At 62.8% G+C, this 23666-nt stretch carries 26 protein-coding genes, 1 tRNA gene and 1 pseudogene; 15 read left to right on the top strand and 13 right to left on the bottom strand.

Annotation, left to right across the window (positions count from 1 at the left end):
• Positions 1-28 precede the first annotated feature (28 nt).
• Complete coding sequence (locus OXG30_11770) at positions 29-2440, bottom strand: hypothetical protein (GenBank protein MCY4135570.1); 2412 nt, start codon at positions 2438-2440, stop codon at positions 29-31.
• 37 nt (positions 2441-2477) lie between these two features.
• Positions 2478-3722 (bottom strand): hypothetical protein, encoded by a 1245-nt coding sequence (locus OXG30_11765; protein ID MCY4135569.1) that lies wholly within the window; start codon positions 3720-3722, stop codon positions 2478-2480.
• Between the two features lie 286 nt (positions 3723-4008).
• On the opposite strand from OXG30_11765, the gene OXG30_11760 reads away from it, so the two are divergent.
• The 5 genes from OXG30_11760 (at position 4009) to OXG30_11740 (ending at position 5547) form a co-directional block, all read left to right on the top strand.
• Positions 4009-4335, top strand: a complete 327-nt coding sequence (locus tag OXG30_11760) for a hypothetical protein (protein ID MCY4135568.1) — start codon at positions 4009-4011, stop codon at positions 4333-4335.
• A 126-nt stretch (positions 4336-4461) separates the two neighbouring features.
• Positions 4462-4590, top strand: a complete 129-nt coding sequence (locus OXG30_11755; protein MCY4135567.1) for a hypothetical protein — start codon at positions 4462-4464, stop codon at positions 4588-4590.
• A gap of 9 nt (positions 4591-4599) precedes the next feature.
• On the top strand, positions 4600-4839 hold the full coding sequence (locus OXG30_11750) for a hypothetical protein (GenBank protein ID MCY4135566.1): 240 nt from the start codon (positions 4600-4602) through the stop codon (positions 4837-4839).
• A 210-nt stretch (positions 4840-5049) separates the two neighbouring features.
• Positions 5050-5187 carry a hypothetical protein gene (locus tag OXG30_11745; protein ID MCY4135565.1) on the top strand — a complete coding sequence of 46 codons (138 nt, stop codon included), beginning with the start codon at positions 5050-5052 and terminating at the stop codon, positions 5185-5187.
• A 183-nt stretch (positions 5188-5370) separates the two neighbouring features.
• Positions 5371-5547 carry a hypothetical protein gene (locus OXG30_11740; protein MCY4135564.1) on the top strand — a complete coding sequence of 59 codons (177 nt, stop codon included), beginning with the start codon at positions 5371-5373 and terminating at the stop codon, positions 5545-5547.
• 1039 nt (positions 5548-6586) lie between these two features.
• Here the strand turns inward: OXG30_11740 and OXG30_11735 are convergent.
• Positions 6587-8290 carry a glutamine--tRNA ligase/YqeY domain fusion protein gene (locus tag OXG30_11735; GenBank protein ID MCY4135563.1) on the bottom strand — a complete coding sequence of 568 codons (1704 nt, stop codon included), beginning with the start codon at positions 8288-8290 and terminating at the stop codon, positions 6587-6589.
• A gap of 71 nt (positions 8291-8361) precedes the next feature.
• On the opposite strand from OXG30_11735, the gene OXG30_11730 reads away from it, so the two are divergent.
• Both OXG30_11730 and OXG30_11725 read left to right on the top strand, forming a co-directional pair.
• Positions 8362-9504 carry an amidohydrolase family protein gene (locus tag OXG30_11730; GenBank protein ID MCY4135562.1) on the top strand — a complete coding sequence of 381 codons (1143 nt, stop codon included), beginning with the start codon at positions 8362-8364 and terminating at the stop codon, positions 9502-9504.
• Between the two features lie 26 nt (positions 9505-9530).
• The gene (locus OXG30_11725) at positions 9531-10967 is read left to right on the top strand and encodes an FAD-dependent oxidoreductase (protein MCY4135561.1); all 1437 of its coding nucleotides are present in this window, start codon (positions 9531-9533) and stop codon (positions 10965-10967) included.
• A 17-nt stretch (positions 10968-10984) separates the two neighbouring features.
• On the opposite strand, the gene OXG30_11720 is transcribed toward OXG30_11725, so the two are convergent.
• Entirely contained in the window at positions 10985-11389 is a 405-nt protein-coding gene (locus tag OXG30_11720; GenBank protein ID MCY4135560.1) for a TIGR03668 family PPOX class F420-dependent oxidoreductase, read from the bottom strand.
• A 93-nt stretch (positions 11390-11482) separates the two neighbouring features.
• On the opposite strand from OXG30_11720, the gene OXG30_11715 reads away from it, so the two are divergent.
• Genes OXG30_11715 through OXG30_11705 form a run of 3 tightly spaced genes read left to right on the top strand, consistent with a single transcriptional unit; the run spans position 11483 to position 13224 of the window.
• Entirely contained in the window at positions 11483-12370 is an 888-nt protein-coding gene (locus OXG30_11715; protein ID MCY4135559.1) for an EamA family transporter, read from the top strand.
• Positions 12371-12428: 58 nt separating this feature from the next.
• Entirely contained in the window at positions 12429-12848 is a 420-nt protein-coding gene (locus OXG30_11710; GenBank protein MCY4135558.1) for a transglycosylase SLT domain-containing protein, read from the top strand.
• Positions 12849-12876: 28 nt separating this feature from the next.
• Entirely contained in the window at positions 12877-13224 is a 348-nt protein-coding gene (locus tag OXG30_11705; GenBank protein ID MCY4135557.1) for a hypothetical protein, read from the top strand.
• Here the strand turns inward: OXG30_11705 and OXG30_11700 are convergent.
• The 4 genes from OXG30_11700 to OXG30_11685 all read right to left on the bottom strand — a co-directional run bounded on the left by OXG30_11700 (position 13217) and on the right by OXG30_11685 (position 17045).
• Positions 13217-14392 (bottom strand): cytochrome P450, encoded by a 1176-nt coding sequence (locus OXG30_11700; protein MCY4135556.1) that lies wholly within the window; start codon positions 14390-14392, stop codon positions 13217-13219. The genes OXG30_11705 and OXG30_11700 overlap by 8 nt on opposite strands.
• 75 nt (positions 14393-14467) lie before the next feature.
• Positions 14468-14884, bottom strand: a complete 417-nt coding sequence (locus tag OXG30_11695) for a PIN domain-containing protein (protein ID MCY4135555.1) — start codon at positions 14882-14884, stop codon at positions 14468-14470.
• Entirely contained in the window at positions 14884-15177 is a 294-nt protein-coding gene (locus OXG30_11690) for a type II toxin-antitoxin system prevent-host-death family antitoxin (protein ID MCY4135554.1), read from the bottom strand. The genes OXG30_11695 and OXG30_11690 overlap by 1 nt, the downstream gene beginning before the upstream one ends.
• A 59-nt stretch (positions 15178-15236) precedes the next feature.
• Positions 15237-17045: an NAD(P)/FAD-dependent oxidoreductase gene (locus OXG30_11685; protein ID MCY4135553.1), complete on the bottom strand. Its 1809-nt coding sequence runs from the start codon at positions 17043-17045 to the stop codon at positions 15237-15239.
• Between the two features lie 20 nt (positions 17046-17065).
• Between OXG30_11685 and OXG30_11680 the strand changes: the two genes are divergently transcribed.
• The 3 genes and pseudogenes from OXG30_11680 (at position 17066) to OXG30_11670 (ending at position 17967) form a co-directional block, all read left to right on the top strand.
• Positions 17066-17524: a hypothetical protein gene (locus tag OXG30_11680; GenBank protein MCY4135552.1), complete on the top strand. Its 459-nt coding sequence runs from the start codon at positions 17066-17068 to the stop codon at positions 17522-17524.
• 112 nt (positions 17525-17636) lie between these two features.
• Positions 17637-17786 carry a type II toxin-antitoxin system HicA family toxin gene (locus OXG30_11675; GenBank protein ID MCY4135551.1) on the top strand — a complete coding sequence of 50 codons (150 nt, stop codon included), beginning with the start codon at positions 17637-17639 and terminating at the stop codon, positions 17784-17786.
• A pseudogene (locus tag OXG30_11670) lies at positions 17776-17967 on the top strand (type II toxin-antitoxin system HicB family antitoxin). Before OXG30_11675 ends, OXG30_11670 begins: the two are co-directional and overlap by 11 nt.
• 130 nt (positions 17968-18097) lie before the next feature.
• On the opposite strand, the gene OXG30_11665 reads toward OXG30_11670, so the two are convergent.
• From OXG30_11665 to OXG30_11645, 5 genes are all read right to left on the bottom strand, one after another.
• Positions 18098-18171 (bottom strand) — tRNA-Val (locus tag OXG30_11665).
• Between the two features lie 9 nt (positions 18172-18180).
• Positions 18181-18789: an amidase family protein gene (locus OXG30_11660; protein ID MCY4135550.1), complete on the bottom strand. Its 609-nt coding sequence runs from the start codon at positions 18787-18789 to the stop codon at positions 18181-18183.
• Positions 18790-18810: 21 nt separating this feature from the next.
• Positions 18811-19569 carry an amidase gene (locus OXG30_11655; protein ID MCY4135549.1) on the bottom strand — a complete coding sequence of 253 codons (759 nt, stop codon included), beginning with the start codon at positions 19567-19569 and terminating at the stop codon, positions 18811-18813.
• 39 nt (positions 19570-19608) lie between these two features.
• Positions 19609-20913, bottom strand: coding sequence for a UDP-N-acetylmuramoyl-tripeptide--D-alanyl-D-alanine ligase (locus tag OXG30_11650; protein MCY4135548.1), 1305 nt, complete (start codon positions 20911-20913; stop codon positions 19609-19611).
• A 290-nt stretch (positions 20914-21203) separates the two neighbouring features.
• Complete coding sequence (locus tag OXG30_11645) at positions 21204-21476, bottom strand: hypothetical protein (protein MCY4135547.1); 273 nt, start codon at positions 21474-21476, stop codon at positions 21204-21206.
• 70 nt (positions 21477-21546) lie between these two features.
• On the opposite strand from OXG30_11645, the gene OXG30_11640 reads away from it, so the two are divergent.
• Positions 21547-22587 carry a D-alanine--D-alanine ligase gene (locus OXG30_11640; protein ID MCY4135546.1) on the top strand — a complete coding sequence of 347 codons (1041 nt, stop codon included), beginning with the start codon at positions 21547-21549 and terminating at the stop codon, positions 22585-22587.
• Positions 22588-22928: 341 nt separating this feature from the next.
• The coding region (locus OXG30_11635; GenBank protein ID MCY4135545.1) for a hypothetical protein at positions 22929-23666 on the top strand (738 nt) is incomplete at its 3' end.

The raw sequence follows: 23666 nt of genomic DNA, 5'->3' as shown, positions 1-23666 counted from the left end.
TGCCGTCAAGACAACTAACCGAGCAAGGCTAGGACGTTCCGCCAATCCACACCTGGCTGGAATAATAGGTCTCAGTGTCCTCTTCACTTTCCATGGGGGAGACCAAGAGCATCTGTACGGTTTTAGGAGTCCAGCCATTTGGCGTGGGGACAACGTTGACTGGCATGAGGCGACGATTGATAGGAGCGTTCGAAGAATAGACGGATGTGAATGGTATCAACTCGTAAACTTCAACGACCTCCATATTTGAATTGAAGATGGCACGATATGCCTTCAATTCATCAATGACTTGCGTATCGATCTTACCGTCCAAACTTGGATGTGAGTCAGCGCGCACAACGCTAGCATATATCTCCGAATATTCGAATTTTGCGACATCGGAATCAAGATCAGGAGTCAGGACATCCAGGTATATTTTTTCAAACTCATCCCAAAGAAGATAGTTTCGATTCTGACCTAACCAGACATTATAATCCCTATAGTTACCAGGGTATGAGTTTTGGTACTTTTCCCTATTGTATAATTCCCTGGCATCCTCTTTATACACATAGCCAAAGTTATTAGATCTTTCCACACGAAATGCGCGGCTGATATCAACCTGCTCTGAAAACGACGCTGACACTTGGAAAGAAAATGCCTCCGGATCAGAGACACCGTTCCAGCCTATAATTTCGAAGGGAGCCCGTTCACCGGGTTGCAGAGTCAGTGGCCACTGCCAGCTTGCGCTATCTTCGCTGCCATCCTTTGGTACCGCAGTCACGGTCACACCCCGAGCAAACTTGTCGGCAGAAAGATTGTGTACCAAACCTCGAATAACACCATCGATTATTGCAATCGTTTCATCTTCAACGATGACATCGTCGATCGCCTCTTGAGATGGTTCGAACGCGTCAAATGTTCCAAAATATCCCAACGGGATATTGAACACCTGGCCTGCGATTCCACTATTGCTTTGAATCATAAAATCTTGTACAGCCAATCCACCTGGCAAGTCGCATGTGCCGCGCGGAATATCTCTTCCTTGTCTACCAGAACTCAATACTTGCGAGACATCTTTTGAATCTGCAAATGGATCTCCTTGGCCAGCAATCCCAATCCAGACCTTTCCTTCGTAGTCCCAATTGTCACCTGGTGGATTATCGATCCGATCTGGAGTGGTAACTCGAACATAAACTGGTATAGCGGTGCCTGAATCATAGTTTACAAGTTCGGAAATTGGAGTCATAGTGCGATCCACAATTCTTCCTTCCGGGCTTATTTCCTCTACAACTGTGTGAAGTATGAGCTCTCTCACGTCTAGAACTCCACCTGGTCCAAGAATAGCTTGATATACTTTGACGTCTTTCGCGGTCTGATCATTTATCGGATCATAAAACTTCTGATATGGAATCTCGGGGGTTTGATATCGAATGGTTGGAGGTGAAATTTCTGGGGTATAGTAAATGTCGGTAAAGTCATACGGTTGGAACTCAGATAAGATGGGGTCGAGGTCGTTACTTATGACGAGATAGTTTGGGTAAACTAACTCAAATTTATGGCGATGCAGGAGCCTGACACCGCGGCCTCCCCTGTATCGAAATTCGTACCAATCTTCACTCTCAAATACTCGATCATCGTAAACCAAATAGTTCTGAAATGATTGGAACAGATTATAGTCTTCGGTCCCATCTGCATTCCACGAGAAAGAGCGAGACACGTCTGGCTTTTCAGAAAAGGTCGCTGTGACGGTGTGCCATATACTGCTCCAGGAACTCTGCGCCAGATCATACGGCTCCATCCATTGAGAATTACTCGGAGTAGTTGCAGCGAGTTCGTTGCGCGACCAATTTATATTGATTTCAAAAGGTGCCCGCTCGTCTGGCAGCATCATAAGCGGCCAATGCCAACTGGCTTTCTTGCTCCTATCTGGAGATTCAATAATCAACACAACATCTCTAGCAAACAGGCTGTCCGACTGGTTGTGCAACATTCCCCGCATCACGCATTCTTTCACATTGAAAGATTCGATTACTACTACATCTTCAGCTTGTGGCGGGAAGTCCGGATCGGACGCTAGCGGCGTATCGTCAGGGGCATTCTCTTCATCCGAAACGTCGTGCTCTAGAAGCTCCGGAGGCTCCGAATCCCCAACCGCTCCAGTCGTGGATGAGTCGTCGTCATCCAAAGTTGCTTCTACCGTCGGCGTGGTAGAAGGCGCGGCGACCGGCGATTCCCTTTCCAACTTATCTTGGTCCCAAGACGGCTCCCCGGCAACAATTGGCAGTTCTGTAGCAGCAGGCTCTTCTGCCACAGCTACCTTCGTGTCCGTTGGTGTGGGTGCCGACGCCGATATCGGCTCCGCCATAGTTCGACCAGCCGTTTCGCTACCGCACCCGACAACAGTAAGCCCTCCTGCCGCGATCACCACAGCAACCCGTCGAACAATCACCAACGCGCTCAATCCCATCCTTCCACCTCTCTCGACACGTGAAGGGCTTCTAGACATCTACCCACCTGCAGTAGACAACGCTTTGTCCAGCTATTACTCTCGCTTCGCAGGTTTGGACCTGGAGATTGCGCCTGTCCGCAGCAGTACCGCCATTGCGGAAGGGCACTGAGTCGTCGTACCAACCCTCTACGATTCTATTTCCACCGGAAAAGTCTTCGTTGGCGATCGCATCCCCGAACGGCTTATAGGTTCCTTCCGCACAATCATTTACGGTTTCTGGCGTTGAATCGCGGCCGGGGCTACACCGGACTTCCTCGTTTTGTTTGACGGCTCTATAAATGGTCTTATCTGTGGCCACTACATCTGTGGGCCAATCCACATAAGCCGATGACCGCGGCCACTGTTTGGGCCACGCCGCATATCTAGTTCCCGTTTCAGGATCGGTGAGGGATACGAATGCCTTTGCCAATGGAGTTCGCGCACTATTCTGACCGGTTTTGTCTTCTCCTTTTATCTTCCCTTGAGGTGCGTCAGCATCATAAAGGAAGCACGGCATTTCTTCCTCATTTGAAATCCATCGACATGTGCGCTCCTTGACGCCGCCATCAATATCTCCATGGGTTTGTGCAACGCCTATGTTGAGTTTGCCGTTCTCGTAGAGCTTGAGCGGGCCGCTATTGTAGGCGTTGTAGCACCTGTGGGTTGTGCTTGTTTCCTCATAGCAAGCGACCCACCTCCTCAAGGCAGTCTTGAGTCCCGCATCTCCAGCGGTGTTACGGCAATAACCGTTGAGCAGCCACTTTGCAACCTCGACACCGCCCTTTGTGGTGTTTGCGCGCTCGGCATGGTTCATGTTCAAGACAGTGTTGTTAAGTTGGTCAAGTTGCCATAGGCCAACGCCGGGACTCCAGTGAGCCCTAAGATACCCTGCCGTGTCCATATGCGAATACAGCCTCTTGTTCAAACTCTCGGTCATTCTCGCATGCGTCTGCTCTTGCTGGCTGGGGTTGTCCCATCTACTCAGCACCATGGGAGATGTGGCTGCATTGGCGTTAGTCGGAGATTCAATTTCGTAGATTGGTATCGACAACATGATCGCGGCGAGTTGATTTATTGCCATACTGCCGCCGTTGCCGCAAGTGATCTGAGTGACTGTGCTGGTTGAAGTGCTCCTGTCGTTTATGGCCTTTCCTGCAGAGTAGAGGACTCCCTTGACCGTTCCTTTGGTGAAATAGTACTTCGTACCGCTCGTAGTAGTAAGCGTTCCTGTGGGTATGGCCGGGAGAGTTGTCAATTGGCAGGTGCTGCCGGTGCTCCATCCCGAAGGGTTCCAGGCTTGGAGTTGGACGGCATAGGTGGTGCCTTCGGCAAGACCGGTGAAGGTATAGGAGTTGGCGTTGGTGGTAATCCAGTTGGGGTTGGTTGCCGTGCCTTGGCTGGTGATCCGATAGGAGGAGGCGCCGTTAGGCGTCCATCGAACCGTGCCGGAGGAATCCGCGGTTTGCGGGCACTGGTCGATCACCGGATTGCTGGGGCTGGTATGGCAATGAGGGAAGCGAGTGTAGGGCTGCCACTGGTCAGTGGTCTCTGTGCGCCGCCACACGCCGAACCAGTACTTCGTGCCGGGTTGGAGGCCGGTGTACGTCGCCTCGGTAGCACCGCCCTTGGTAAACGTTTTGGTGTCGGTGTACTGGTTTATTCCCGTTATCCGCCTGGTCTGCCAGTGGTACTGGTCAGCGGTGTCGTCCCAAGAGATCGTGACGCTCGTCGTGGTGCTCGCTGCGCAAGTGGTTGGGGACATCGTAAGGGAAAAGGAGGGGACCGCACTCCAGCGCCGGGGGATTCCGATCCCGGCCCGGATCTCCACCGTGTACTCGGTGCCGGGACTCAGGCCAGTGACGGTATGAAACTCACCCGTCGACACCACTGTCCGCCAATCGTTGGTCCCGGACGCCCCCGAGGCGCCAGCCGACTGACTTGGCCTGTACCTCACCTGATACACCTCGGCACCGTCTACCGGGTTCCACTCGATGGTGAGCGTGTTGCCCCCCGTGGTGTGGGCCGTCAAGACCGGGGCGGCCACCGGAGTTGTCTCGCAGACCGGCGAAGGGGTCACTTCGTTCCACCGGCTGCTGCCCCACCACCAGAGGCGAAGCACATAGGAGGTGTCCTTGGACAAACCGGTGAACCTCGTCGACAGCTCTCCATCGAGCATCCTGCCGTCGGTGAAGTCGCCGGGCACTGAGCGGGCGGCGTACCACCACCTCACCCCGGGCCTAGCCTCCCAGTTCAACACCACACTGGAAATGGTCGCCGTCCCGCAACTCAACCCAGCCGCCATCGTCACGCAGGTCGCTGTGCCGGCCCGGCCCCAACCCGCAGTGCTGCCTGACTGGACGGTAATGGTGTAGGCCGTGCCCGACGACAAGCCCGAGAACACATGCGACGTCTCTGTCAGGTCAGAGGTCCAGCTATCACTGCCCCGCTTGGCCCGGTACTTCGTGGCCCCTGTAATCGCCGTCCAAGACGCCATAATGGTGGTCGATGTGACCATACATGAGACGACGGGCGCAGCGATGTCGGCCAGGGTCGTGCAATACACGCCCGCAGACAGCTGAGGCGTGCTGCTCTTGACCGCATGCACGCCCACCCAATACCTCGTGGCCGGCTCCAAGCTGTCGAACACCACCGATGTCGATGTCGCACTCTTCGATGTCTGCGGGCTGCCCGCCACTGCGAGCTGGATCTTCGCCATATAGCTGTCGGCACCCGCGACCGAGTTCCAAGAGAACGAGATCGACGTGGGTGTCGCCGAGCACGCTAGACCGGTGGGCGCCGGGAGAACCGACGTCGCAGTTGTACAGCTCGCCGTCCCGACGGCGCCCCAGCCAGCCGTGTTGCCGCCTTGGACTCTCACGGTATAGGCAGTCGACTCCTCCAGGTTGGAGAACACATGGCTCCGCCCAGAGGCAGTGGCCCACCCAGCGCCCCTGGAAACCCGATACCGGGCCGCCCCCGCAACCGACCCCCACGTGGCAGTGATACTGCTTGCCGTAGTCGTGCAGGAAACTGAGGGTGCCGACGGCGGCGCTGTCGTGGTACACGACCTGCTGGGATGAACCTGATGCCACGTTCCCCCAGGCGATAGCCGGTACCAGAAGTAGAATGTGTACGACACATTCCTGGCCAAGCCGGTGAATGTCGTCGTCAGCGTGGACCCCAGAGCAGACCGCCCGTCAACATAGTTACCCGGTGTGGTCCTTCGGCCCACATACCAGCTGTTGACCCGGGAATCAGCCCGCCAATTCAACCGCACCGAACTCGCCGAAACCGTCCCGCAGGCCGGCGGTCCCACCGGGGTTGTGCAATAGATGCCCGAAAAGTACTGGGCCGCGCCATCCACATTGGCATGAACACCCAGGTAGTACCTCGTTGACGACAACAATTCGGTGAATGTCACCGAAGTCGAAGATGTGGTCTTCGGGGTTTGAGGACTGTTGGGCACTGCCAACTGGAGCTTCGCCGTATAGTCGTCCGCACCCGCAACCGCATTTCATGAGAACGCAATCGACGACGCCGTCGCCGAACAAGACAAACCTGTCGGCGGCGGCAGAATGCTTGCCTGCCCGCACACATAGCCCTCGCCGCAAGGCGGCAACCCCTCAAAACCCTCGGGCGCAGGCCCGAACTCTCCAACAACCGGAACCGGCCCTGATTCAGAACCGTTATCCACCGCAACCGGATCCGGTGTTGGCTCCGGGGGCGGTTCCGACGCACCATCTGCCCCCTCAGCAGGAGTGCCGTCATCTAGCCCAGCCGCATCGTCCGAAAGCGGCCCATCAGCAGGCGGCACACCGGGCACTGCCGGAACTGGAACGAAAACCTCCGAACCCTCCGCCCCAACAGCACCGCCCCCTTCTACCAATCCCGCAACCGACCTCGTCGCAGTCGAAGCTGGAGGTCCAGGCGGAACTGTAGCTCCATCCTCAAACTGCCCCCCAGCAGGCACCGCCAAGCCCGCTGTCACCACACAGAACACGACCGCCAAAGCCACATACCGCTTCACCAAAAGCCTCCCCACTCAGAGCGCCGTGTTACATAATACAGAACGCTTAGAACCCCTTAGTGGGTTTCACGGCATGGCGGCAGCCTGCGTGACTACTTGTTGCCCTGGCGCTTTTGGATGCGGGCCCACTCGTCTCTTAGGCCGACGGTGCGGTGGAACAGATCGGGGGTTTCGGGGTCTCGGGCGAAGTAGCCGAGGCGCTCGAACTGGACCACTTGGCCGGGGGCGATGTCGACCATGGCGGGCTCGAAGCGGGCGCCCTCGATGAGCTGGGCCGAGTCGGGGTCGAGCGAGTCCATGGGATCGGTGCCGTCAGCGCCGGGGTGGGGGTCGGTGAACAGGCGCTCGTAGAGCACAGCCCGACCGTCGAGGGCGTGGGCGGCCGACACCCAGTGGAGGGTGGCCTTTACCTTGCGGCCGTCGGGGGCCTGGCCAGAGCCGGTCTCGGGGTCGTAGGTGCAGCGGACCTCGGTGACGTTGCCGTCAGCGTCGGTGTCCACCCCGGTGCAGGTCACGAAGTAGCCCGAGCGCAGTCTTACCTCCCGGCCCGGTGACAGCCGGAAGAACTTGGGGGGCGGGTCGAGCATGAAGTCGTCCCGTTCAATGTAGAGCTCCCTGGAGAACGGCACCTGCCGAGTGCCGTCCGAAGGATCCTCGGGGTTGTTGCCCGCCTCTCGCATCTCCACTTGGCCCTCGGGATAGTTCTCGATCACCAGGCGCAGCGGGTTGAGCACCGCCATCCGGCGCAGCGCGGTGGCGTTCATCTCTCGGCGGACGAACGACTCCAGCAGCTCCACCTCCACAGTGCCGTCCACCCGGGCCACGCCGACGTGGCGGCAGAACTCCCTGATGGCCTGGGGCGGGAAGCCGCGGCGGCGAAGGCCCCGCAAGGTGGGCATGCGGGGATCGTCCCAGCCGTCCACATGGCCATCGCCCACCAACTGCAACAGCCGGCGCTTGGACAACACCGCGTGGGTCACGTTCAAGCGGGCGAACTCCGTCTGGCGGGGGCGGTCGCCGGGCAAATCGAGATGGTCCAAGAACCAGTCGTACAGCGGACGGTGGGCGTCAAATTCCAGGGTGCAGATGGAGTTGGTCACGCCTTCCACCGCGTCGCTCTGGCCGTGGGCCCAGTCGTAGGTGGGGTAGATGCACCACCGGTCGCCGGTGCGATGGTGGGTGTGATGGCGGATGCGGTACAGCACCGGGTCGCGCATGAGCATGTTCTCGTGGGCCATGTCGATGCGGGCCCGCAGCACCCGCTCGCCGTCGGCGAACTCCCCGGCTGTCATCCGCCGGAACAGGTCGAGGTTCTCTTCGGGGGTGCGGTTGCGCCACGGGCTTTCGGTGCCCGCCTCGGTGAAGCTGCCCCGGTTCTCCGATATGGCCTCGGCGTCCTGGTCGTCCACATAGGCCAACCCGGCCGCAATCAGGTCCTCGGCCCACTGGTAGAGCTGCTCGAAGTAGTCGGAGGCGTACAGGGTGCCCCGGTCGGACTGATAGCCCAGCCAGGCGATGTCCTCCTCGATGGCAGCCACAAAGTCGGCCCGCTCCGTCTCGGGGTTGGTGTCGTCGAACCGGAGGTTGCAGGTGCCGCCGAATTCCGTAGCCAAATCGAAGTTCAAGCAGATCGACTTGGCGTGGCCGATGTGGAGATAGCCGTTGGGTTCGGGAGGGAATCGGGTCTGCACCCGACCGCCGTAAGTGCCATCGGCGATGTCCTGGCGGATCAGGCTGCGGATGAAGTCGCTGCGCTCGCCGGGCTCATCGCCTCCCGGACTGCCAGCGCTGCTCATGCCCCTAATCCTTGACCGATCCGAAGTCCGCCGCCAATGCATTAATGGCTTGAACGGCGCGAGACTGGTGCATGGCCTATTCGATCATCGATGTCGACACCCACATCACCGAGCCGGCCGACACTTGGACCAGCCGGGTGTCCGCCCGCCACCGCGACCTTGTTCCCCGGGTGGAGGTGGCCGAGGGCCGGGAGGTGTGGCTGCTGGGCGACGAGCGCATCGGCGCGGTGGGCCCGACGGCCCCCGCGGGGTGGAAGAAGCCCATGCCCGACTCCCCTGCCGGCTATGACGAGGTGCATCCGGCGGCTTACGACGCCCAGGCCCGCTTAGAGCTCATGGACCAGCGGGGGGTGTGGGCCGAGGTGCTGTATCCCAACGTTGGCGGGTTCGGCGCCCAGAAGTTCTTGTCCATCGAGGACGCCAAGCTGAAATACGAGTGCGTCCGGGCTTACAACGACTTCCTCTCCGAGTGGTGCAGCGCCGATGACCGGCGCCTCATTCCATCGATGGCCACCCCGTTTTGGGACGTGGACAGCGCGGTGGCCGAAGTACAGCGGTGTGCGGCAAAGGGCTACCGATCGGTGAACTTCACCGGCGAGCCCCAGGTGTTCGGCCTGCCCTATCTGGGCGAGTCCCACTGGGACCCGTTCTGGTCGGCAATATGCGACTGCGACATGGTGGTGTCGTTCCACATCGGCAGCGGCGAGTTCAACTGGGACCGCACCCGAGTGGAGCGCCGGGGCTTCGTGGAGGCCTACGCCCTCCAATCCATAGACCTGTTCACCAAGAACGGGATCCAGGTGTGCGACTTGCTGCTGTCGGGCGTGCTGCCCCGGTTCCCGAAGCTACGAGTGGTGTCGGTGGAGTCGGGCATCGGCTGGTTGCCGTTCATGCTCGAGGCGCTCGACCACCAATTCGTCGAGGGCGGTGGCAGGCAGGAGCGGCCTGAGTTCGAAAAGCTGCCCAGCGAGTACTTCTACGATCAGGTGTACACCACATTCTGGTTTGAAGAATCAGCACCCCAGGATGTGCTGGGCGACCGGATCCCGCTGGACAACGTGCTGTTCGAGACCGACTTCCCCCACCCCACCTGCCTCTACGACAACGTGGAGGAGAAGATCGCCGCCAGCCTGGGCCACTTCTCCCCCGAAGCCCGCCACCAGCTCCTGTGGGGCAACGCCGAAGAGCTGTACCGGGTGGAGTCGCCCGCCTAATCAATAGACCCACTACATTCCCAGCCATGAGCAATGGATGGGACCGGGAAGCTGACGTTGTAGTTCTGGGGATGGGAGCGGCGGGGTGTGCCGCCGCTATTTCGGCGGCCGATGCGGGGGCGTCGGTGATCTTGCTGGAGAAAATGCCCGAGGGCCGCGAGGGCGGCAACACCCGCATCTCGGGAGGCATTTGGTACAACAGCCTCGATCGCGACGGGATGGCCACATACCTGCGGTCGCTGTGCGGCCCCTACACCTTGCCCGAGGAGATCATCGAGGTCTGGGCTGACGAGACCTACAAGAACACCGAGTGGCTGGAGAGCCTGGGGGTTACCCCCGGTGTCCATGCCGACTACAAGCCCGAATATCCCGAACTGCCTGGGGCAGAGTTCTACGGCGGCTACCTGGGGGTCAACGGGGAGATGGGCCAACAGCTTTTATGGAAAGTCCTGTCGGCTGTGGTGCGGGACCGGGGGGTCGAGGTGGCGCTGGACACGCCGGCCAAGGAGCTGGTGACCGACGACGACGGCTCGGTGGTCGGTGTGGTGGCGTCTTCGGGCGGCCAGCCGCTCCGAGTGGGCGCTCGTCGGGGCGTTGTGCTGGCCACTGGCGGCTTCGAGAACAACCCGGAGATGGTGCGGGACTACTTGCAACTGCCCGGCTCGCCGGTGTGGGGTTCACCGGCCGGAACCGGCGATGGCATCAAGATGGCTCAGAAGGTGGGCGCCGATCTGTGGCACATGGACAACATGATGGCCGCCCTCGGTTTTGCCGCCGACGGGTTCGAGGCGGGGATGTACGTGATGTTCATCTACTCCATGGGATTCATATGCGTGGGCAACGACGGCCGACGGTCCCACAATGAGATCCCACCCCAAGGCCATGGTCACGGCCTCATCGACGGCGACTACGAGCTGTTCCAACGGCGGCCTGTGCATGTGATCTTCGACGAGGCCACCCGGAAGGCCGGGCCCATCTCGCCGCCCAGAGAGATTCTGCCGGTGGGGTGGAACCTGCTTATGGAGGGCTACGAGTGGAGCGCCGACAATTCAGCCGAGATCGAAAAGGGGTGGATCCAACAGGCCGACACTCCCGCCGAACTGGCCGAGGTCTTGGGGATCGACCCCGACGGATTGGAGGCTGCGGTGGGCTCGTGGAACGACGCCTGTGCCGCCGGGCACGACCCGTTGGGCCGCCCAGCGGCCACCCTCGCCCCGCTGGCCACTCCCCCCTACTACGGGTTCACCTCCGCTCCCCTGTTGGGCTGGACCAACGGCGGCCCCCGCCGCAACGAGAAGGCCCAAGTGCTCGACCCCTTCGGCGAGACCATCGGCCGCCTCTACGCCGCCGGCACCGTCAGCTCCACCTACAGCCGGTGCAAAGACGGCGGCTTCCACATCGGCGACGCCTTAGCCTTTGGCCGAGTAGCCGGCCGCAACGCCGCGGCGGAAGCACCTCAATAGGCCCAGCCGACACACCGCTAGGGCCAGGCGCGCCAGTCGGTGATGTCAATAGCGATAACCGGGCCGGGCGGGCGGGTTTCCTGGTACTGGTGATACTTGGCAGCCAGCAAGTCGAGGGCGTGGTCGCGCTCGTCGCCGTCGGTCAACACTCGAGCGGTTCCATCCACCCGGATCCACCAGAGCTGCGACCAGTCGTCGTCGTAGCGGTCCACCAGCAGGCAAGCCGCCGGGTTGGCGGCCAGGTTGTCCAGTCGGCGCAGCACCAATGTGGACTTGGGCTTGGCGTCCACCGCCGAATACAACACGTCGTCGGTCAACACGAAGCAGCACGGCACTGCGTGGGGCCGACCCTCCACGGTGACAGTGCCGAGCACCCCGGTGCGGGCCTCCTCCACCCGCTCCCGCATGTCGCCGCTGTCCATTCCTGCACTCTACGAACCCCTACAAGGCTGCGGTGGCTGAGATACCACATGAATTTGCTGCATAGAGGAGACCGGGACGGGTAGAACACGGAGGTGGTCCGCCTGCACCGATCGGATTCAGTCGCCCCCGAACCGCTGTTTGTGGTGGGGGCGGTATCCCAGTACCTAGGGGCGGCAGTGGCCGTTCACCTGTTCGACGAGATGGCCCCGGCGGGCGTGGCATTGGTGAGGGTGCTCGGGGCGGCGTTGATGATCATCCTGCTGCGGCGCTCCTGGCAACGCCGGTGGAAGGCCAGCGACCTGGCATGGGCGTCGGCCTTCGGGATGACGCTGGCCGCCATGAACCTGTCGATTTATCTGTCCATCGACGAGCTGCCACTGGGCAATGCGGTGGCCATCGAATTCACCGGCCCGATCCTCGTGGCCGCTGCCTTCACCCGCACCTTGCGCTCGGGGGCTGCACTGCTGATGGCCGCGGGAGGCGTGGTAGTGCTGGCCGGGGTGGAGGCCGAAGGCACCATGCGGGGGGTGGGTTTCGCCCTCTTGGCCGGAATGTTCTGGGCCGGCTACATCGTGCTGGGCCACCGAGTGGCCCGCGGCCCGGCGGCGGTCGACGGCCTGGGCCTGGGAATGCTGGCCGGTGCGGCGGCCATCAGTGGATTCGGCGCCCCTGAGCTGGGGCCGGCGCTGGATTCGCCGGTAGTTCTGCTGTTGGCCCTGGTCACCGGCCTGTTGTCCAACGTCATTCCCTACTGGATCGATCAGCTGGTGATGAAGCGCATCACCCAGCACCGCTTCGCCCTCTTGCAGGCACTGCTCCCCGCCACCGCGGTGCTGGTGGGCTTGGCCGTGCTCATCCAGGTGCCCAGTGTTAGGGAATTGCTTGGCATTGCCTTGGTTATCGCCGCTATCTTGCTCAGCCGCTCCGTAAAGGGGCCCGGCGGCAGTGCCGCTGAGGCGGGCATACGGGCAGCGGATTAATCGAGATTGACCGTCATTTCAATCTCCCCAATCAATCTGGACACCCAAGAGCCCCAATATGCGCCCACTACGCCTGTTTGCCTTTCTCGCCCTGTCCGCTTTCGTTCTGGTTGCCGGCGGAAGCCGGATCGACAGCTACGACCACTTCGGCGTCGAGCAGTGGCGTCCGTTGGTGGAGGAGTTCTTCCCGGCCGACGAAGTGGACGATGTGCTCTCGGTAATGGCTTGCGAGTCTCACGGCAATCCGAACACCCGCTACATGGAGGAGTGGGGGGTGGAATCGGTGGGCCTCATGCAGATCAACGAGGGCTGGCTCACCGGCTGGAGTCGCCCGGAGTGGTCGATCCGCTCCCACAACGGGCAACCCGTCGACCTCACCGATCCGGCCACGAACCTGCAAGCGGCCAAGTTCGTCCGGTTCTTCGAAGATGCCACCGGCCTCGATCCCTGGTCGCAGTGGGCCTGCCAGCCCCAGTAAACGGGGATTTTGGCCGATACGCTTAAGCGTGTCTCTCGTGGGGATATACGACGCCAACGGAGGCCTCAGCGGCGAACTGCGATATGCCATGGGGAAGGTCTTGGGCCGGGGGAAGTGCGCGCTGTGCGACATCACCCACGGGTGGAACCCGATGGGGTCCCGGAGCTGGAAGCAGGCCTGCGAAGTCTCCGACGTTGAGCTGGACCTGGTCCACCGCAACGAGGCCACTGCTGAACAGCTGGCTGCTGCTACTGGGTTGCCTTCCATTGTTCGCCACCACGACGGGCAGTGGAGCGAATTGCTGACAAGGGCCGAGATCGCCCAATACGTGGGCGCTCCCACCCAGTTCCTCGAGCGCCTCGGCGAACTCAGTTAGTGGAGAACGGCAGGTACTCGTAGCGGCGAGTCGACCAGCCGGAGGCGAAGCGGGCGGTGTCCTCATCGACTGAGTAGTCGGGGAAGCGCGCTAACAGCTCTTCGAGGGCGACTCTGCACTGGAGCCGGGCCACCGACGCGCCGAGGCAGTGATGGGCGCCGTAGCCGAGGGCCACAATCTTGTCGATCTTGCGCTTCACATCGAGCTCCCCGGCGGTGGGGCCGAACTCTCGCTCGTCCCGGTTGGCCGACGCGAACAGCAGCAACGCCTTCTTGCCCTCGGGCATGGTGACGCCGTGCAGGGTCACGTCTCGGGTCAACGTGCGGGCCAGGTTCTGCACCGGGGAGGTCAGTCGCAGCAGCTCCTCCACCGCATTGGGAATGGCCGACGGGTCGTCGATCAACAGCTGGCGCTGATCCCGGTGGCGGTCGAGCAGCACTGCCGAGCTGCTAAGCATCCCAGTGACGGTGTCGTTGCCGCCGGTGATCATGGTGAAGATGAACCCCACGATCCACATGGCCGAGGCGACGTCTTCGCCCTCTGCGACCAGGCCGGTCACCAGGTCGTCTCCGGGTTCGGCCTTGCGGCGCTCGATCAGCCCGGTGGCGTACTCGAACAGCTCGAGAAACGCGCTTTGGTTCTGGCCATAGGCGGCGGTTGACTCGGCCGTGGCCTGCACGATGCGCTCGGTCCAGCGGTCGAACAGCACCCGGTCTTCGGGCGGGACGCCCAGATAGTGCGCCACCAGATAGCTGGGCAGCGGCTTGAACAGCGCTTGGACGATGTCGACGTCCCCAGCGTCGGCCACTTCGTCGAGCTTGTCGGCGACGAAGGCCCGAACCTGGTCCTCCACCGGAGCCACCTGGCGAGGGGTCATGGGCCGGCTCACCAGTCGGCGCATGGCGGTGTGCTCGGGCGGGTCCATCATCACGATGGGCCGGGCCTCGTCACCGAAGCTGGCCATGTCGTCGGGAGCGGTGGTCAGTCCGTTGGCCGACGAGTAGGTGGCGGTGTCCCGGGCGGCGGCGAATACGTCGTCGAATCGGGACAGCACCCAGAACTCGCCGTCGCCCACCTCGTGCACCGGATCCTCGTCGCGCAGCACCCGATAGTCGTCCCAGGGATCGGCCCAGGTCTCGCCGCTGCGATAGGCGAATTTGACCGCCATGTCCTCAAACTAGTCATCGGCGTCAGCCAATGGCGGACAAACCCCTCACCTGCCGGGGCGGATTGGCCCCATTGCTCATCGACGGGGGTCAACCAATTGCAGTTCCGGATTGCTCTCTGCCCACGAGATGATGTCCTCGTCAAAGGTGGCGAGTTCGTGACCGCACACAATGGCCGTGGCTGCGATCACCTGATCCATTGGGTCGGGATGAAAGCCCCTGTCGGCCAACAGCACTGCTTCGGCAGCAATGCGGTAATCGACGGGAATGTCCACAACACCGGTGCCCAACAGATTCCGACACCACACCAGTGGGTGCATCCCCATTGAGATCACTCCGTCCCTGTTGAGCCTCACCATCTCCAGCACCACTGCCGAGGACACCGCCAGCCTGCGCTCGGTGACTAGACTTTCTGCTTCAGCCCTGAAGAGAGAGCCAACCCGGCCGTCATCAAGGGTGATGCCGATGAGCACGTTGGTGTCCAGCGTGAGCATCATCCCTTTCTCGACATGGGGTTGACCACCTGCTCGGGGTTGGAGAAGACCTCCCACTCATCTAGGGAGAAGGCAGGCTTGTCGATATTGCCGGAGACCGTCATCACACCTTTGAACAGGCCGACGATACCTCCGGGTGCAGGCATCGGCACGAGCTTCGCCACTGGCTTGCGGTGCTTGGTGACTATCACCTCTTGGCCGGTCTCGGCCACCTCGTCCATCACCCGCAGGCAGTGGGTCTTGAACTCATTGGCCGGCATAGTCCTGGCAGTCTCCGCAGCGACTTTTTCCATAGCCCTAAATTATAGTCGGAAATTCCGGTCACCAAACACGATGATCTGGCCATCATTTGTCAACTGCGGAGTTCCAGGCCTTCTAGGGACCCCTCGTCGCGCCACGCCTTGAGAAGCTTGAAGAACTCCTGGGCGCCGCCGCCGTAGGTGCCCCCGAACCAGCCGGGGCCATCATCGGGCTTGCCCTCGTTGTTGTAGTAACCGGGCGTACACGACTCGAGGAAGCCGGCCCGCCGATAGGCCGACTCGAAGATGGTACGCACCCACTCGGCCTCGGCCTCCTCGGTGGGCTCGATCACGGTTGCCCCCGACGACAGCCCCTGCTCGACGATGTAGGCCACGTGCTGGCTCTGCTCGTTGTAGAGCTCGGTGAAGTTGGGCGATACCCCCGACTGGATGCCGCCCATGTGCAACAGGTTGGGGTACCCCCGGCTGACCACACCGTGGAAGGTGGACATGCCGTCCTTCCACCGCTCGCTCAGTGTCACCCCGCCCCGGCCGTAGATCTCGCAGTTGGCCCGGTGGGAATAGTCGGTGCCCACCTCGAACCCGGTGGCGAAGATCAAGCAGTCCAGCTCGTACTCCTGGCCGCCGGCCACCACGCCCCGAGGGGTGATGCGCTCCACGCCCTGGCCGTCGGTGTCGACGAGGGTGACGTTGTCGCGGTTGAAGGTGGGCAGATAGTCGTCGTGGAAACAGGGCCGCTTGCAGAACTGCCGGTAATAGGGCTTCAGCGCATCGGCGACGTTCGGGTCGGCGATCAACTCGTCGACCCGGCTGCGGATCTGTTCCATTTTCTGGAAGTCGGCCATCTCCATGGCCTCAGCGATCTCCTCGGGGGTGCCCAGTCGTGCGCCCTCCCCCAGCGCGGTGAGGTTGCGGAGGATATCGGTCCAGCCGTCGCTGACCAGGTCTTCCTCCTGCATGCTGCCGGCCACGATGTTGCCGAAGTTCTCGATTCGGTGCTGCTGCCAGCCGGGCTCCAGCGACTCGACCCATTCTTGGTCGGTGGGGCGGTTGCCTCGCACGTCAATGGACGACGGGGTCCGCTGGAACACGTACAGGTGCTTGGCTGCCTCGCCCACATGGGGGATGCACTGCACCGCGGTGGCGCCGGTGCCGATCACCCCGACCACCTTGTCGGAGAGCTTGGTCAGGCCGCCGTTGGTGTCGCCGCCGGTGTAGTCGTAGTCCCACCGGCTGGTGTGGAACGAGTGGCCCTCGAAGGTGTCGATGCCAGCGATGCCGGGCAGCTTGGGCCGGCTGAGCGGCCCGATGGCCATGATCACAAACCGGGCCCGCATCCGGTCGTCGTGGTTGGTGTGCAGCACCCAGCGATCATCGGTGTCGTCCCAGTGCATCTCATGCACCCGGGTGCCGAAACAGACGTCCCGGTACAGATCGAAATGGCGGCCCAGCGCCCGGCAGTGCTCCAGGATCTCGGGGCCATAGGAGTACTTCTCCTTGGGCATGTACTCCATTTCCTCGAGGAGGGGCAGATAGATGTACGACTCGATGTCGCACTGCACGCCGGGGTACTGGTTCCAGTACCAGGTGCCGCCGAACTCGGCCCCGGTCTCGATCATACGGATGCTCTCCACCCCGAACTGCCGCAGCCGAGCCCCGGCCAGCAACCCGCTGAAACCGGTGCCGATGATGGCCACGTCCACCTCGTCGGTCAGGGGCTCGCGGACGATGCCAGCCTGGGCCGGATCATCCAGGTAGCGGGAAAACTCCCCATCCATGGCGATGTACTGATCGTTTCCATCGGACCGCAGGCGCTTGTCGCGCTCCTGGCGGTATTTCTCCCGGAGAGCGTCGGGGTCGAAGTCCAGTCCGGTGGCGTCCGAAGAGAGGGTGTCGGTCATAGCTCACTACGATACGGCTCATGACCTTTGAGGCTCGATTCGATCTAGACGACTTGGACTGGACCCACATGGAGGGCGGTCCAGAGTTCGACTATCTGGTCGATTTCGACTTGGCCGTGCTCGGCTCGCAGCCCGAGAACGGCACGCTCGACCTGTTGGTGCGCTTCGCCCCCAACTCCCACTGCCACTTCCACCGCCACGTGGCTGCCACCCGCACCCTGGTGCTCCAAGGTGAGCACCACGTATTCGACATCGAGCCCAACGGCGAGACCGTCCACAAAATCAAACCGGCTGGCACTTACAGCCAGAGCCCCGGCGGAGAAGTCCACATGGAGAGGGGCGGCCCCGAGGGCGCCATCGTGCTGTTCAATCTCCACTCCCCCACCGGCGTGCTGTTCGAGTCGCTCGACGCCGACCACAATGTGATCGCCTCCTCCACCATCGAGTCGATGTCTGAGAATCCCTCGTTGGGGGCTTAGCGCCAGCGTTTCAGCGGACCGTACTGACTTGAACCAGTGACCTCTCGCGTGTGAGGCGAGCGCTCTGGCCGTCTGAAAGCGAGTAGGCGGGAATATATTGAAATAGCTAAACATATACTTATGGAGCCACCGCCAGTACCACCATCCGACCAAGCCCGGTACAGTAACCATTGCGGGCAAGCCCAGTGACGACTTGGCGCCGTGGGTATTGTCGAGCATCTTGAAGCAAGCCGGTCTCAAAGGGAGCCGCAATGACGCTTGAGTTCGCCGTGGTCTGTGCGAAGGGCCCAAGAAACTATTCGGCCTACGTGCCGGATCTTCCCGGCTGTGTATTCACTGCGAGCACCTGGGAAGAACTGCAGGAAACTGCCGCCCGAGCCATTGAATTCCACATTGAGGGGATGCTCGAAAACGGCGACCCTGTGCCAGAAACACCGATGACGCACGAAGAAGCCCTCGATCACCACATTCGCGTGCTTGAAAAACTCGACGATCCTGCTCACAAGTCTCCGACCACCGTGAGCACCGTTTCGGTCAGGTCAGCGGCGCGGAGCACATGATCAGCTGGAGCGGTGGACCGTACTGGACTTGAACCAGTGACCTCTCGCGTGTGAGGCGAGCGCTCTGGCCATCTGAGCTAACGGTCCGGGGGTCGTTCAGGATAGCGCAGGCCACATCGGGGGCGCGAACAGTTGTTCGCAGTAGGCCATGGCCTGGAGCACCCGCACATCGCCGAGCTGGCGGCCCACCAACTGGAGTCCCACCGGCATGCCGTCGGCGGCGAAACCGGCTCGAACGCTGCCCGCCGGCAGCCGGGTCAGGTTGTAGGGGTAGGTGTGGCGTATCCAGTTGTCGACCAGCTCGCCGTTGACCAGCCCCTGGCCCCCGCACTCGGGAAAGTGGCCGGCCACTGTGGGGGTGAGCAGCAGGTCGGCGTCGGCTAGCACACCGTTGAGCGTCTCGGACATGTCGTAGAAGATGTCGAGCGCCCGGTTGAAGTCGGCTACTTGGGGGGCGGTGGAAAGCCCGAAGTAGTAGCGCAGGCCGGGGGTGATCCTCTCCATCTGCTCGTCGGACAGCTCGCCCAGCTCGCCCGACACCGCGTTGGCCGACAACAGCACGTACTCCCAGATCGGGTCATTGAACAGGCCCTCTTCTTGCACCTCCACCGCTACGCCGGCCGCTTCCAACTGGGCCACCGCGGCCTCGCACACCGCCACCACTTCGGCGTCGGACGGCTTGCCATCGGGGGCCGGGCACCACACTGCTTTCTGGGGCCGCCAATCTTAGTCCAGCGCCTGGCGCCATGACTGGTGGGGCCGGGGCAGCGAGTCGAGGTCGCGGGGCGACGGCCCCATCACCAGGTCTTGCACGAAGGCGATATCGGCCACCCGCAGCGCCATCGGACCGTGAACCGACAGGGGCCACAGCCGGTACGTCCCTTCTACCGGCACTCGGCCCAGGCTGGCCTTGAAGCCGCTGAACCCGCAGGCCGCAGCAGGGATGCGGATCGACCCGCCCACGTCAGAGCCGGTACACAGCGGCACCAGTCCCGCGGTCAGCGCGGCGGCGGTGCCGCCCGATGACCCGCCCGGCGAGCGCTTCAGGTTCCACGGGTTGCCGGTGGCCCCGAACACGGGGTTGTAGGTGTCGCCGGTCCAACCGAACTCCGGGGTGTTGGTCTTGCCCATCACCACACAGCCCGCCGCTCTCAGCCGCTCCACCAGAATGCTGTCGGCTTCTGCCGGCGGATCATCGGCGTGCAGGAACGACCCCTGGGTGGTCACATAACCGGCGGCATCCTCAAGGTCTTTGACCCCGAAAGGAATGCCAGCCAGCGGTCCGACCTCGTCGCCGGAGGCCAGCCGGGTGTCAATCTCGTCGGCCTCGGCCAGCGACCGCTCCGGGTCGGTGGCCACGAAGGCGTTCAATTCCTCTTGAGCCTCGATGGCCGCCAGCGAAGCCTCGACCATCTCCCGGGCCGACACCTCCCGATCCCGCACCGCCGCGGCCCACTCCTGCACCGACCGCTCTCGAAAGTCCATTTTAAGCTCCTTCACCCCGAAGCCCCGACAGTACCGCCCTTAGAGCCCGGAAAGGGCAGTGGCGACAGCTTCCAGGCGGGCGGCTCGGCTGGCCTTGACCAATACCGCGGTGTCGCCTTCCACCGCCCCGAGGGCTGCTACCGCGGCGGCGGCGTCCGCAACTGGCGTCAGCCCGTAGTCGGCGGTGGCCACCGGGATGACCTCGATGCCCAGTTCGTGGGCCAATTCGCCGATGGCGGCGTGTTCGGCCGCAGCCCGGTCCCCTAGCTCGGCCATGACCCCAAGTACCGCCACCCGGCGGGGTCGGTCCACGGCGGCCAGCGAGCGCAGACCGGCCGCCATCGACATGGGGTTGGCGTTGTAGGCATCGTTGATGATCACCGCCCCGGAGGACAGCTCAGTCACCTCCATGCGCCACGGCGATAGTTGGGCCGACCCCAGTCCGGCGGCGATTTCTTCCACCCCCACCCCGACGGCCAACGCGGCGGCTGCGGCGGCCAAGGCGTTGTCAACCATGTGCTCGCCGCATACCGCCAAAGCCACATCGGCCAGCCCATTGGGTGTCTCCAGCCGGAATCGAGGGCACAGCCCATCGTCCAAGCTCACCCCAGAAGCACGAATATCACCCGCAGTACGGCCGAAAGTCAGTACCGCGGCTTCGGTCCGCCCGGCCATGGCCGCCACCAGGAGCTGGTCGGCGTTGAGCACCGCGACACCTGACCGGTTCAAAGACTCCACTAACTCGCCCTTGGCCTCGGCCACGGCCTCCACGGTCCCGAACAGCTCGGTGTGGGCCGCCCCGACGGAGGTCACCACGCCCACGGTGGGTCGGGCCAGCGAGCAGAGCCAGGCGATGTGACCCCTGCCCCGTGCCCCCATCTCAACCACCACCGCCTCGGCATCCTCCGGGCAGTTGGCCAAGGTGAGCGGCACCCCCAACTCGTTGTTGAACGACAGCGGACTGGCGTGGGTCGGTCGGTCAGCTCCAATGGCTGCGGCAGCCATGTCCTTCACCGAGGTCTTGCCCACCGACCCGGTGATGCCAACCACCGGGCCGTCGAACTTGCTACGGGCGAAGCGGCCCAGTTCGGCTAAGGCGGCGGCGGGGTCGTCTACCTCCACCGCCGTGGCTCCCCGGGATGGCATTGCAGTCAAATAGGCGGCTGCTCCTGCGGCCAGGGCGTCATCAATGAAGTCGTGGCCGTCTCGCTCGGCCACCACCGGCACGAACAACTCCCCTTGGGCCACTGTCCTCGAGTCGATGGAGATTCCAGACACTTCGACATCGGGACCCACCAGCCAGCCGCTGGCCACCTGAGCCACTTCCGATGCCATCAGTCGCACCCACTTAGCCTCCCACTCAAGGCACACCACTAGATGTTGAAGTCGCGCAAGCCATCCAGATCAAAGCAGCCTGATTGCTCGTACACGCGTACGTATACGACGGTCGACCCGATCACCGTCCAACGGATCATTGGCGAAAAACCCTGCCGCCGCAGACCTGGCAACTCCGTCAAAGGGCGATCTGCCAACTCGGCAAGGCCATCCAACAATCGAATCCCCTCTTGGGCGCTTTTCCCTTCAGCCCAAGAGTCGAAGCATCTCTGAGGGGCTTCCATGCGCCATGCCACGCCTCAGGTCTTCCGCAGAGTGGTTATCTGCTCTCCGCGACGCGCACGGTCGGCCAATTCTCGTAAGTCTTCAACGCCCAAGGCGTCTGCCCAGTCCCTTTCAGCCATGCGACTCATTGCCTCAGCCTCGGCCTGCTCGTGCCGTTGCGCATCCTCGGCCAGCGTTTCTTCGTCGAGCACATCCTCGGGTTCGATGTCGTAGCGCAGCAACGACTCCTTCGCCGCGTCCGCCTGCCGCTCACGGCGCAACAACGAGGGCTTTGGAGCTGTTCCCACTCGATCTCCCTTCGAGAGACAACGTAGTGAGTGTACCGCGCTGCGACTCGGCGTGGGGTACCGTCGGCCCGTGGGAACCCGCACCCGCTTGGTGCTGCTCTTCGGCGGCCGATCAGCCGAGCACGATGTGTCGTGTGTCTCGGCCCGCCATGTGGCCGCTGCTTCCGACAAGGACCGATTCGAGGTGGTGGCGCTGGGCATCACCCGAGCGGGGCAGTGGCGGCTGGCCGAGCTGTCCGATCCCCTTCCCGACCAGCTGGACACCGACGGACTCGCCGTGGCCCCGGCTGAGATATTCGCCGAGCCCGACACGGTGGTGTTCCCCCTGGTTCACGGCCCCATGGGCGAAGACGGCACCATTCAGGGCCTGCTGGAAGTGGCGGACGTACCCTACGTGGGATCGGGTGTGCTGGCCTCGGCGGTGTGCATGGACAAATCCATGGCCAAACTGGTGTGCGCCCGGCACGGGCTTCCCCAGTGCCGCTACCGGACGGCATCGGCCGACGATCCCCCCGAGGCGGTGGCCAAACAGGCCATCGCGGAGTTGGGGCTGCCGCTGTTCGTGAAGCCAGCCAACATGGGCTCGTCGGTGGGGGTGAGCCGGGCCACCACCGAATTCGAGACGGTCAAAGCGCTCGAGGCCGCCGCCCAGTACGACGAGACGCTGATCATCGAGGAGGCCGTCACCGGCCAGGAGATCGAGGTATCAGTGCTGGGAAACCGCGACCCCAGGGCATCGGTTCCCGGTGAGATCGTGCCCGGCGCCGATTTCTACGACTACGCCGACAAATACCTCACCGACGCCGCCAGGCTGCTGGTGCCCGCCCAGATCCCCGAGGCTGCCGCCCAGGAGGCCCAGCGCCTCGCAGTCTCCGCCTACCGAGCCCTGCGGTGCGAGGGCATGGCCCGAGTGGACTTCCTGTATGAATCCGATGGACGGGGAATGCTGCTCAGCGAGATCAACACCATTCCCGGCTTCACCCCTATCAGCATGTACCCCAAGCTGTGGCAGGCGTCGGGCCTCGCCTACCCGCAGCTCATCGAGATGCTGGTCGACCTGGCCGTCGAGCGCTATGAGCACCGCCGCCAACACCGCCGCACCGATCGCTGAGACGATGGCCTGCGACCGCGGCAAACGACCGCTGTTAAACCCGAGTCGCTGTCGCGCTGAATGCGAACTGGGCCGTGATCTGCTGGTATGTTGGCGGTTGTTGTTGTGTTTGGCGTTGGCGGGAGTGTTCGGGGCGTGACTGGTGGTTCTGTTTCTGCGGCTGGTTTTGCTGGTGTGGTGAGGTGGTGCGGGGGCGGGCGCGCTGCGGCTGGTGATGTCCCCCCCCCCCCCCCGATTGGGGGTCGTGTCGGTCTGATTGTCTGAGGCGGGGGCGCGGCGGGGGGCGCTTCGGGTTTCTGGGCGGCGGGCGGCGGTGGGCGGCGTTTGTCGTTGCTGCTGGGTTGCTGGCTGGCTCAGCGCTGGTTGCGGGCGGGCAGGGGGCCTCGGCGCAGACGGCGGCGCCGGCGGTTCCGGATGCCGATGCGCATGTGGTGCCGGGGGACTGGGCGCTCAAGCCGTCCGGCTTGGGGGCCGGCGACCGTTTCCGGCTGATGTTCCGCACCACGTCGCGGTGGGCGGCCACCGCCACCGACATCGCCACCTACGACGGCTACGTGCAGAGCGAGCTCACCAAGAGCGCCAACACGCTGGCCGCGATCAAGCCCTATGCGCCGGGATTCAAAGCGGTCGGGTCCACCCAGACGGTGGACGTGCGCGACCACCTCGCCATGCACGACGGCACGGCCTTCCGCGACGGCGTGCCCGTCTACTGGATGGACTCGGCCGGCGGCGGCAAGCTGGTGGCCGACGACTACCAGGACTTCTGCAACCGCGAGGGAAACAGCAGCAACCCGGAGGTGTGGTGGCAGAACGACCTGCTAACCGACCAGCGCGACGAGAACGGCCAAGCATTCAACAACGACAACAACTGGCCCTGGACCGGCAGCTCCAGCAACTGCACCAAACGGGCCAACCGCTGGCTCGGCCACAACACCGACGTGGAAATCGGCGCCCACCGCGACGGGCGCACCTGGGGGCCGCTCAGCAACGGCCGCCAAGCCCCCACCAACACCAACAGCCTGTACGCCATGTCGCCCGAGTTTATCGTGGCGGGGCCGATCCACGTGTCGCTGTCCGCC

Source organism: bacterium, from assembly GCA_026708015.1.
In the GTDB taxonomy this organism is placed as follows: domain Bacteria; phylum Actinomycetota; class Acidimicrobiia; order Acidimicrobiales; family Bin134; genus Poriferisocius.
The sequence above is the reverse complement of the archived record's forward strand: the minus strand, read 5'-3'. Positions and strand labels throughout refer to the sequence as shown.